The sequence below is a fragment of the Acinetobacter sp. UBA2063 genome, from assembly GCF_002333245.1.
Lineage (GTDB): Bacteria > Pseudomonadota > Gammaproteobacteria > Pseudomonadales > Moraxellaceae > Acinetobacter > Acinetobacter parvus.
Genome location: NZ_DDAH01000210.1, coordinates 1 through 11,378, shown reverse-complemented (window position 1 = coordinate 11,378; position 11,378 = coordinate 1). Strand labels below are relative to the sequence as shown.

Here is an 11,378-nt window from a genome sequence, read left to right as displayed (position 1 = left end):
AACAAGTGGGACCACCTCTGTCTGACATCGTACAGCAAAACCAGCAAAATGGTTTTTCTGAATTACTTAAGGTCGCTGAAAAACATCATAAAAAGGTCATCGTAATGTCTGAACCTTATGCTTTTAATAAAAACATCAGCCTACTTTTTAAAAGAGCCATGTGGTTGCATCGAGATCTGAACTTACAAAGTTATATGAATAACCCGAAAGCCACTGAACAAAAACGAGCAACAAAAATCATTAACGAGATCGTAAGCAAGCACCCAAATACAATATTACTCACCCAACAAGAACTATTTAGATCAGATCAAATGGCTACAGATACAATCCCATATTCTCTGGATGGTAGACATATCTCGATCATAGGCTCACTTGCTTCTGCCGAATACTTCGAGCAACAAGCAAAATACGAGACCTTAAAACAATTTATTTGGGAGTAGCCCTTATAAAACTAAATTAAATATCAATTAAAGACCCTTCAAAATACATCCCTTTATTATAGAACTGGCATAAATAGTTACGCTCTTTCCCTGCCAGTTTTATCAATTTAGGATGTTCATCGGCTGGATAATTAATCGCCATGTTAATTAATATTTTTTCTTTAACCCATCTGTTTTTGACTTGGTAATAGAATGCATTTTCATCACAATCAATCAAGCTAATACTCGGAAAATTTTTTCTCATAATCTTTTGGCAAGCAACATATGCCACCAAATATTCTAAATTACTGATCTGTTGAAAAATGTCCTTTGTATTTGATTCAGTTGCCTTAATATTCTGAATATACTTTTTAGGTGTTTGTTGAATTGCTAAATATAATTCTTCATACCATTGTTTAAAGAAAATATTATGACCCACGCTTGCTAATAACCAATTTTCTAACACAGGGAAATTCAAATTAGTAGTATTTTTACGACGGTAATAAGCAAAATTCGCGGTCTTTTTTTCAACCATAAGCTCCGAAATCCAGTCGAGACGGTCATATAGGATGATACTTGCATCCAGCCAAATCCCTCCATGATTGTACATTAGATCAAATCTAAGTAAATCAGCTTTTTGCTGGGCCGTTGCATCTTTAAGTTGGCTAAAATCAATATGACTATATTGATTAACATTCTCTGGATTAAGTACAAAAACCTCATATTCAGGATTCTTCTCACGCATCCGATCAATGCATTTCTCAACAAACTCAGGAATATCGTTTTCCCAATACATCCATAACTTTTTTGGTAAAACTATAGTTTCCTCTGTTTGATTAAATGTGAGTAACCCAGCATAGTTATCAATTTTTTTGTTTTTATGCCTAATTTTATACGAATACATCAAATGAAATTTCACTAGATAAAACAATTTCTTAAAGATTTTCATTTAAATACTCAGCTATAAAATGAATACATTAAAGGACTTTTTACTCGCATAATTACAGCGTTTAAGAGAGTAAATTCCTAATCGCATAAAAACGGTCACGCCACATTCTTTTCTGCTTCTTAAAACCATGTGAAGCACTTCTATTTTCCAGTGCTTTGCGCTTAATACCCTGTGTTGCCACAGTGCCTAAAATATCACTATCAATCCCAGCAGGCTGAACAAAAGGCTGCCACACCCCCAATCCTTTGCCATTTTTACTTAACCAGCTTTGAAAAAAGATATCGACTGGCACTTGCATGGTTTTACCAAGCTCAACAAATGCCTCAGCACCTGCTCTTGACCATACTAATCCTACACCACGGATGGGAAAGTAATAAGCATGCCAGATTGTATAACCATCAATCTGAACGATGTCTTTTGCCAATTTCTTCTTTTTTGCAGCAAGATTCACCACATACCATTCGAGTTCTTTATGCTGATCAAGATAGCTGATTAATGAATTAAGCTTTTGTTTAAAGTTTGGTAATACTTGAATATCATCTTCAAGGACAACAAGATAATCCGCATCCGTTTCTAAAAATTTTTTAGCACAACCATAATGGCTGAGATAGCACCCCAACTCAGAACTAATTAAACTACGACCTAATATTTTTTGGGCTGCTGCATCATCATAATTTTCAAATTCGGATAATGCTTTACCACGCCCATCATAAGCAGGGAAACGAGAAAATGCCCAACCCGCTTGTTGCAACTGAGCTGTCGCATTTGCTAAACGCTGATCACTACCCTCTAGATTTATGAGATAAGTAACAACTTTCATCCGATCTTCCTTTGCTTATCCTGCTATCGTCGCTTGGATCTGACTAGGCAAAACATCTTTAAATTTATGAATAAGTGCATGGCGTATATGCTGTTCATCATTCTGTTGCAGTTGGTCCAAACTTTGGATACAACCAAATTTAATATCAGGATTTGATAGAGCCTGAGTAAACGACTCTAAATCACGATGATCTTTTAAATAAGCGATTTCAACATCATCGTTGAGAATTGCTTGGTCATTTTTAATCGCTAGGTGATTAGATAAACCTACAGGTAATATCTGATCGATATTCCTAAATTTAAAGCTAATTTGCTTCTGTAATTGTTGCATATTTTTTTCAAAATAATTGCATAGAAGTATCCGACTCAAGATATGCGGACGATGGTGAATCTCAAAATATTGAGACATGCCAACACAATCTGCACTTAACATTTGCGCCATTGTATATGAGGGTTGTGCCAGTTTTCCAAATTTATTTTGCACAAACTTTCTAACAATATATTTGATTTTTTTTACTAGATTACTTTCCCAATGCCCATACATCACCATTTGACTATCAATTAAAAAGTCTTGTAGATCAGAGGGTTGATTAAAGAAGAAATCATCATTTAAATAAATAAAATAATCTGAAATACTCGGTATATTCCAAAGCATCGTTTCAATACTTAAAGAATTAAACGTCGGCAATGCAAATTCGTATCCTCTAAACAACTCCGTGTGGTCGACCACTCTAATCTTGCCTTTCTCACAGAGATTCTGCTGCTCAAACTGATCCAGCCATTGTGGTGTTTGTTGATCAGTGACTACATAAATTTTCCCGCAATACGGTACAAATTTGAGTATGGAGGCAATACAGAAATAAATTTCATCATTACTCGCAAAACGCGTTGCATCTAAAGCATTTGACGATGCAGTTTGATTTATAAATTGTTGACGCTTGTTTTTTAACTTAGGATCATTTCCATCCACCCAAGCAATTACGATATCAATAGGTTGTATTGTATCTTTCATAAATCAAACTCTTGTAATGATGTCGTCTTACTTACTGCCAAGACTCTTTGATCCAATCAGAAGGCAATACATAGCGATACCACTTACCACCACCACCAGAAACTGCATCAGGTGGGTTAATCTCACCATGGAAAATAATAATTTTTGCACCTTTCGGCTTGATTGGCGGTTGGAAATACGCAAATGGTACTTTTCTTAAACAGTGGTATTTGTAACTCTTACACCAATCTTTATCCCAATAACTCAACTTCCCCTCTTTGTGTACAAACCAAGAGAGATATTCTTGTTCATTGCGGAATTTTTGACGAATTTCATCAAAGTTTTCACGGAAATACGGCAAAATTCCAGAAAATTCGCCGAGTTTAAAGCGATACACGGAACTATTTCCCGTCACACGCCATGGACGTTTCCAATCGTGGATAATTAAAAACTCACCTGGTGCCTGAAAAAAACCATCGATGTTGTCGACAATCACGACGTCTAAATCAAGAAAAAGCGCATTGCCTTTTAAACCATACAGATCAGGTTCAAAGGTAGATAATTTATTCCAACCACGCTCAGGCGAACCCTCAGGTAAGTCTAGGGATGGAATCGGGAAACATTGAACATTTGGGTCGATGCCTTCTGTACGATCGGTCAAACACACCATCTTAAATGGCAATGTAAGATGGCGTTTCACCATGTTATACAAACGATTGACGTATTCAGCACCGTATTTGGTTCCCCACTTCATACATATGATAATATTATCCTGTTGAGGTTCTGGTGAGTTTTGCTGAATATTTGACATCTTATATTACCCAAATAATTTTTTAATTTTAGCACTCAACCCATGAACAAAACGATGTTTTGCATTCGCCTTATCACTAGTCAAAAAATTAATTTGAATCGATTGGCGTTGTCCCTCATACGGAACATAACCATGCCAACCATTATCAGTCACCTTAAATGCAACCAGCGTACCTGGACCTGCATTAATTTCTTCTACATAATTTTCTATATTTTTTTCGTCATTCAGGATTCGTAAACGTCCTGTTGGTGCATCCCAAGATTCATTTAGATAAATTAAAATGGTCACTAGTTTAGTTTTAGAATCGGAGTGAATACGACCATCTTTTTGACGAGAATAACCACGTAAAGTAATCATCATTGGATGTTCCATGACATCCACATCAAACTTTTCAGTCAAAATTTGACGAAACTCTTTACAATCTAGTGACTTCAAAAACCGATCAAAATGCGGTTTGAGTTCAACATCATTAATGTTATAGCTCCCACCCTGCTCAATCTTTGGAAAGTCCTGTATCACAGATTGAACTTCACTATCTTGTAACGCATTTTCCACAACAAAATATGGATAAGGTGAAGTAGAAACCCCCGCTTCTTTTAAAGCATCTAATTTTAAAATATGAGCCATAGTTATAATTCAACTGAATGGTATAGTTGCGAGGAATTATAACGTAAAAAAGTCATTTATGTTACGTGGACAAGAGCAATCAATAAAATTCCTATGCACGACATATACACGTCAATTCACCCCAAACAAGTCTCTGGTATAGATCTTTTCCATCACATCACTGAACATAGGCACCATCCGATTGACAATGATGAGATCAGACAGTGATTTAAACTTTTGTAGGCTAAATTCAACAGGATGACCTAGATATTCACTTACATCCAGAGTCGGTTCATAAATAACAATTTTAACTCCCTGATCAGCCAGTCCTTGCAACACATCATGTATCGCAGACTCCCTAAAATTATCGGAATCGGCTTTCATGGTAAGTCGATAAATCCCAACACAGGATACGTCTCGACTTAAAATATCATCAATAATTGCCTGCTTGCGAGTTTGGTTGGATCGGATAATGGCTGAAATCAACTCTTGTGGTGTTTCATGATAATTGGCAAGCAACTGCTTGGTATCTTTTGGCAGACAATAACCACCATAGCCGAAAGATGGATTGTTATAGTGATCACCAATACGTTGATCTAAACCCACGCCCGTAACAATGTCCAAAGTACTTAATCTGTTTTTTAAGCAATAGGTATCCAGTTCATTGAAGAAAGCCACACGCATGGCTAAGTAAGTATTGGAAAATAGTTTAATCGCCTCGGCTTCTGTCGAATCCACACATAGAATCACTGCATCTTTTTTAATGCTTGCCTTAAGATAGAGCTTGGCTATCTTTTCAGCCCGCTTTGACTTTTCCCCCACAACAATTCTTGATGGATATAAATTATCCTGTAGCGCCTGCCCCTCCCTCAGAAACTCAGGAGAAAAGATCAGGTTTTTAAGACCTAAACGTTTGGATAGCTCAGCCGTATAGCCAACTGGAATGGTCGATTTTAAAACAATCAAGGCTTTGGGGTTAATTGCCTGAATATCAGCAATCACGTTTTCTATACTTGAGGTGTCAAAATAATTGGTTTCAGAATTATAGTTGGTTGGTGTTGCGATAATGATCAGCTTGGCATGTTGATAAGCCAGCGCTTTATCACAAGTTGCATCAAGGTTAGATTCGGATAGATAGTTTTGAATACAGGAATCACTGATCGGTGAAATTCGCTGGTTAATATTTTTCACTCTAGCCTGGTCAATATCAAGCACAGTGACATCGTGTTGTCTTGAAAATAATAATGCATTTGATAGGCCCACATAGCCTGCTCCAACCACCGTAATTTTCATTATTGCTCTATTTTGCTTCGCTTTAGAGACAACTTAGTTCAGTTAAATGAAAGATTGATGATGCTTTGATTGCAGTCTATTGACAATTTGGTAATAAAAAAGCGAAGCCTAAGCCTCGCTCTTTCAAACATTTGGACTTACTTCACATAAGTCAGCCAATCTGCATATTTGTCATTACGACCTTGAACCGCATCAAAGAAAGTCTTCTGAATCACAGTGGTGATCGGACCACGTGAACCACAACCGATTTCACGGTCATCATATTCACGAATTGGTGTCACTTCCGCTGCTGTACCTGTAAAGAATGCTTCATCAGCGATATAGAACTCATCACGGGTGATGCGGCGTTCAACCACTTCATAGCCCAAGTCTTTGGCAATGGTAATCACGGTTTGGCGGGTAATGCCCTCAAGTGCCCCACCAGCCAAATCAGGCGTATGTAACACGCCATCCTTGATCAGGAATACGTTCTCACCTGCACCCTGACATACAAAGCCCTGTGGATCAAGCAACATGGCTTCGTCATAACCTGAACGCGCCACTTCCTGATGTGCTAGGATTGATACCGTATAGTTACCACAGGCTTTTGCCTTACACATGGTCACGTTTGGATGGTGGTGGGTAAATGATGAGGTTTTAACACGAATACCACGTGCCATTGCCTCTTCACCAAGGTATGCACCCCAGCCCCACGCGGCAACCGCAGCATGGATGGTATTGTCAGTCGCGGCAATTCCCAGCTTCTCAGAACCAATCCAGATCAATGGACGCAAGTAGCAGGATGCCAATTTGTTTTCACGTACAACGTCAATTTGTGCCTGTTCCAATGTCGCTTGATCAAATGGAACATTCATTTGATAAATTTTTGCTGAATTTAACAAGCGCTTGGTATGGTCTTGTAAACGGAAGATTGCAGTACCATTTGGGGTTTCATAAGCACGGACACCTTCAAAAACACCCATACTGTAGTGCAGTGTGTGTGTTAAGACGTGGATTTTTGCATCACGCCAATCAACCAATTTTCCATCTTGCCAAATAAAACCATCACGATCAGCCAAATTCATGGCACATACTCCAAATTTTTACACAATCATTTTTTGTAACCCCCTTTAATTCCCCCTTGATAAGGGGGGAAACAAAAGGGTTTGAATAAAGTTACAAAAAATTTATTCAAAATCTAATGCAATAATTGCACTCGGATCAATTAATCTTTGCCATAACTTGTAAACGATCTCACGGGTATCGTGCCAGTCCGCAGCATTGACTTGCATAGATTGATTTGCAAGGGCTAAACGGTGGCTCTCGGCTCGTTCACGGAGATAAGCTTGTATGAGTGCTGTGGCATCTTCACTGGATAAGCAGCCTGCTTGAGCAGCATCTTCAAGAATTCTTACATTGTCGGAAAAATGGGCGAGATCTGGATTCGTCCCACTCCATGCAAGCACTGCATACTGTGCCATAAATTCGATGTCAACGATACCACCTGAGTCCTGTTTTAAATGAAAAATCCCATGTTTTTTTTGCTCTGTCGATGAACCAAGGTGATCTTTCATTTTTTGACGCATTTTCAGCACTTCCTGACGAACTTCATCTTCATCACGGACTTGGGTCAGAATCTGGCAACGAATCTGTTCAAACTGCTGGCATAAATCGGTATCACCTGCGATTGAACGTGCCCGAACCAGTGCCTGATGTTCCCATAGCCATGCGCTTTTTTGCTGATAATGTTCATAGGCTTTCAGACTAGTGACCAACATCCCTGCCTCACCCGAGGGTCTGAGACGTGTATCAATTTCATACACCCGTCCATCCAGCGTTTGCGTGGTCATCAGGGACATAAACTTTTGTGCCACCCGAATGGCGAACTCGGCACCACTAATGCTTTTCTTGCCATCGGTTTCACTTTGTTCCTCAAGTGCATGAATAAACACCAGATCAAGGTCAGAACCATAACCCAACTCAATCCCACCCAGCTTGCCATAACCAATCACCGCAAAGCCTTTGGCATCGAGACGACAGCGCTGACCATTGATTCCAACAGGATAGCCATGCCGTTCCACCACCGCCTGATAGGCTAAATTTAAAGTTGCCTGTACGCTGACTTCGGCAATATCGGTTAAGGCATCGGAAACCTTCATCAGTGGACTTTCAGCCAGTACATCGCTGGCGGCAACAGTCAATACATTGCTCTTTTTGAATAGCCGCAATACCCGCATCTGGTCTTCGACCTGATCAATCTCAATACGTAGTAATTGCTGGCGTAATGAATCCTCTAAATCCTTGCGTTGCGGCAAGCCAAAATCCATCGACAAGAATTCATCCAGCAACACTGGATATTGCGCCAGTTCCTCACAAATCCAGGGACTGACGGTTGCCATTTTGACCAGTCGCTGCAAGGCACCACGACTTTCCATCAACATCACCAAATACACGGTACGGCGCAGCACTGACTCCACCAAGGGCATCAAACGTAACAAAGCGACTTGTGGTTGCGGTGACTGTAAGATTGCCTCGATCAAATGCGGCCAGAATTTCTTTAAACGTTCCAGCGCACTGGCTGGGATTTTGCGTAGTGCTTGCCCATGCCAGAAATTTTGAATCAAATTCTTGGCATCTTCATCCAGCACCGTGTTGAGACGCTGTTCCAGTTGTGAAAAATCATCAATCGGTGCAGAAAACTCCTGTTCCTGAATCAGTTGCTTGAACTGAACTTTCACCTTGTCACGCTTCTGGTTCAACACATCGAGAAAGGCTTGCCAATCTGCAAAGCCCAAAGTCTCAATCATGCGCTGCCTTAATTCAGGTTCATTTGGCAGGGACTGGGTTTGCTGATCATTCAATGCCTGAATAGCATGCTCAACCCGTCTTAAAAACAGGTAGGCATCTTCAAGGTCAATCACCGCCTGCTGATCCAGTAATTCAGCCTCACCGAGATGATGTAAATTGACCAGACATTGACGGTCCTGCAACTCACGTTTTGAGCCACCATAAATCAGCTGAAATACTTGGACGATAAATTCAATTTCACGAATGCCGCCAGCACCAAGTTTAATATCATCCTCAATATTACGGCGCATCACCTCACGTTCGATCATGGCTTTCATTTCACGCATTGCGGCAAAGGCGGAATAATCCACATAACGGCGGAAAACAAATGGACGCGCCATTTCCATCAGTTCAGCGCCTGCCTTGCCACCTGTAATCACCCGTGCCTTGATCCAGGCATAACGCTCCCATTCACGTCCATGCTGGCTTAAATATTTTTCCAGTCCCGTATGGCTAATCGCCAAGGCAGAACCATCCCCCCAAGGACGTAAACGCATATCAACACGGAATACAAAACCATCCGCACTAATGTGATCCAGCAAGTAAATCAGCTTTTGTCCCCAGAGAATGCAGAACTGCTGTACATCTATACATTTACGCCCATTGGTTTCACCCTGTTCATCAAAGGCAAATATCAGGTCAATGTCACTGGAAAGATTCAGCTCCTGCGCACCCAACTTCCCCATACCAATCACAATCAAGTCCTGAACCTGACCTGAATAGCCTATCGGTTCGCCATGTTTGGCAATCAGGGGAACAAGTGCAAATGCCTTGGCTGCACAGATACAGGCATCAGCAAAATCAGAAAGTTCACGGGTCAGGGTAACGACATTGGTGAGTTGATTGGCATCCTGCCAAATCCAGCGAAACATCAGTCTGGCACGTAGAATACGCAAGGCTTTCATCCAGGCCTGCTCATCAGTTAAATCTATGACAGCATGCTGGACTTTCTGGTGGATACTTTCAGTTGAAAGCGAATCAAGAAATTGATCTTCCAAGTAGTCTTGTTCTAATTGTGTCTGGTATAAATTTAAAACTTGCTCAGCATATTGGCTTGCAACCAAGGTTTTTTGTCGCTGTTCCACATTCATATAAAAAAGCTCGACTAATGTCATGTCATCTCAGATCATTTATATCAGTTACGAACTTATCTTTAAATTCTCTTTAGGCTAATTTTACTTTGGTTTTAGGTTGTTCAACACATACATCCATGTGCTCACCTGCGACTGGCAACAGCACCTTAAAGGTGGTTCCCTCACCCTCTTTCGAGCTGACGCTAATTTCGCCATGATTTAAATCGACAAAACGCTTGCACAAGGTCAAGCCTAAGCCTGCACCCTTTTCACCTGCCGTACCTTTTAAACTGACAGTTAGGCGAGGATGGAACAACTCTGCCATTTGCTCATCGGTCATACCCAAACCTGTATCCTGAATATAAATGGCAACATGGCGACCCTGCTCTTCCGCCCGAATCGACACCACGCCTAAACCATCTATATCGGTAAATTTCAAGGCATTGGACACCAAATTCTGAATCAGGGAAGTGACCATATTCATATCAGCATAAGCCTTGATATGTTCTGGCACATCATTGATCAGGTTTATATTTTTCCTGACCGCAAGCGTCCTTAAAACATCCGTGACAATGGTGGTCACTTGTCTTAACTTAAACTCAATAGGATAAGCGCTAAAGCGTCCACCCTCGGCCATTGACCAATTTAACAGACTTTCCAGCAGGTTATAGGTCGACTGGGCAGTATCATAAAGATAGTCTGCAATATTCTGGACACTTGCCTCATCCAGTGTGTCACGCTCTTTTGCCAGAATCTCGGAAAAACCCAGCAAACCATGAAATGGCGCACGGAGGTCATGGGAAATAATGGAGAAGAACTTGGTTTTACTAAAATTAAGCGCCGCTTCCTGTTGGTATAATTCTTTTAATTCGTCATGGTTAAACTTCAATTCCAGTTGCTGCATGAAACTGACACAATGCGCCTGCAACAATTGTTTTTGTAAGTCAGTAAATTCCTGAGCCGCTTCATCGAATAAAATCACATAACCCAAGGCAGTCTGATTGGGATGTCTGAGTTGCAGGGCGATTGCGGTTTGCGCTTTTCGCTTAAGTGAAGCCAGAAAAGCCAGCAATGTTGGATATTGTGGATGTTTACAGTCAATCAGGTCATCATTCACAAATAAGGTATTTAAGCTCTTGGTAATTTTTGAAGAATCAATCACTTTTAATTTTTCAGGGCAACGATGCCAAAGATAAGGTTCCTGATGAAAAACAAGCAATGCGGTATTGGCCTGCATCAGGTTTCGGTTAAACTGCAAAAATTGCTCAAGCAAGTTTTGTTCTGAAGTTACACCTAAAGAAAGAGAAATTTTACAAGCACTTAACTTATCAGCCTGATGTAATTCTAATAGTTGAATCGCCATGCTCGCCTCTCGAATATTATCGTTATGACATGTATGTAGGTTTTATTTAAAAAAGAATGAGAAAATCATCCCCACTATTAACAAACTTTAACATAAAAGACAATTCTTGATTAGATCAATTCGCAACAAAACGTGACCTTTCAACAAAAATTTATTTCTGCTTATAAAACAAGCAACTTCGCTGTTTCTGAACATTTTCATGAAAACACTTGACATCCTCCCCGACCT

Annotated in this window: 10 protein-coding genes; 1 reads left to right on the top strand and 9 read right to left on the bottom strand. The window is 40.2% G+C overall.

All coding sequences use genetic code 11. From position 1 onward, the window contains the following. Positions 1 to 440: SGNH hydrolase domain-containing protein (locus tag B4H32_RS10095; protein ID WP_286802751.1), on the top strand; the 440-nt coding region annotated here is incomplete at its 5' end. 16 nt (positions 441 to 456) lie between these two features. Here the strand turns inward: B4H32_RS10095 and B4H32_RS10090 are convergent. The 9 genes from B4H32_RS10090 to B4H32_RS10050 form a co-directional block, all read right to left on the bottom strand. Continuing rightward, entirely contained in the window at positions 457 to 1,368 is a 912-nt protein-coding gene (locus tag B4H32_RS10090) for a capsular polysaccharide synthesis protein (RefSeq protein ID WP_004675540.1), read from the bottom strand. 61 nt (positions 1,369 to 1,429) lie between these two features. Next, positions 1,430 to 2,188 (bottom strand): glycosyltransferase family 25 protein, encoded by a 759-nt coding sequence (locus B4H32_RS10085; RefSeq protein ID WP_004675538.1) that lies wholly within the window; start codon positions 2,186 to 2,188, stop codon positions 1,430 to 1,432. A gap of 15 nt (positions 2,189 to 2,203) precedes the next feature. Beyond that, positions 2,204 to 3,199, bottom strand: coding sequence for a Stealth CR1 domain-containing protein (locus tag B4H32_RS10080; RefSeq protein ID WP_286802739.1), 996 nt, complete (start codon positions 3,197 to 3,199; stop codon positions 2,204 to 2,206). A gap of 31 nt (positions 3,200 to 3,230) precedes the next feature. After that, positions 3,231 to 3,989, bottom strand: a complete 759-nt coding sequence (locus B4H32_RS10075; RefSeq protein WP_286802735.1) for a glycosyltransferase — start codon at positions 3,987 to 3,989, stop codon at positions 3,231 to 3,233. 6 nt (positions 3,990 to 3,995) lie between these two features. Continuing rightward, positions 3,996 to 4,616, bottom strand: coding sequence for a 2OG-Fe(II) oxygenase (locus B4H32_RS10070; protein WP_004675532.1), 621 nt, complete (start codon positions 4,614 to 4,616; stop codon positions 3,996 to 3,998). Positions 4,617 to 4,727: 111 nt separating this feature from the next. Continuing rightward, on the bottom strand, positions 4,728 to 5,888 hold the full coding sequence (locus B4H32_RS10065; protein WP_004683156.1) for a nucleotide sugar dehydrogenase: 1,161 nt from the start codon (positions 5,886 to 5,888) through the stop codon (positions 4,728 to 4,730). Positions 5,889 to 6,025: 137 nt separating this feature from the next. Next, positions 6,026 to 6,952: a branched-chain amino acid transaminase gene (locus B4H32_RS10060; protein WP_004683158.1), complete on the bottom strand. Its 927-nt coding sequence runs from the start codon at positions 6,950 to 6,952 to the stop codon at positions 6,026 to 6,028. Between the two features lie 102 nt (positions 6,953 to 7,054). Then, a complete protein-coding gene (glnE, locus tag B4H32_RS10055) occupies positions 7,055 to 9,805 on the bottom strand; it encodes a bifunctional [glutamate--ammonia ligase]-adenylyl-L-tyrosine phosphorylase/[glutamate--ammonia-ligase] adenylyltransferase (protein ID WP_034432769.1) in 2,751 nt (916 codons plus the stop codon). A gap of 73 nt (positions 9,806 to 9,878) precedes the next feature. After that, positions 9,879 to 11,150, bottom strand: coding sequence for a sensor histidine kinase (locus tag B4H32_RS10050; protein WP_004683160.1), 1,272 nt, complete (start codon positions 11,148 to 11,150; stop codon positions 9,879 to 9,881). Positions 11,151 to 11,378 lie beyond the last annotated feature (228 nt).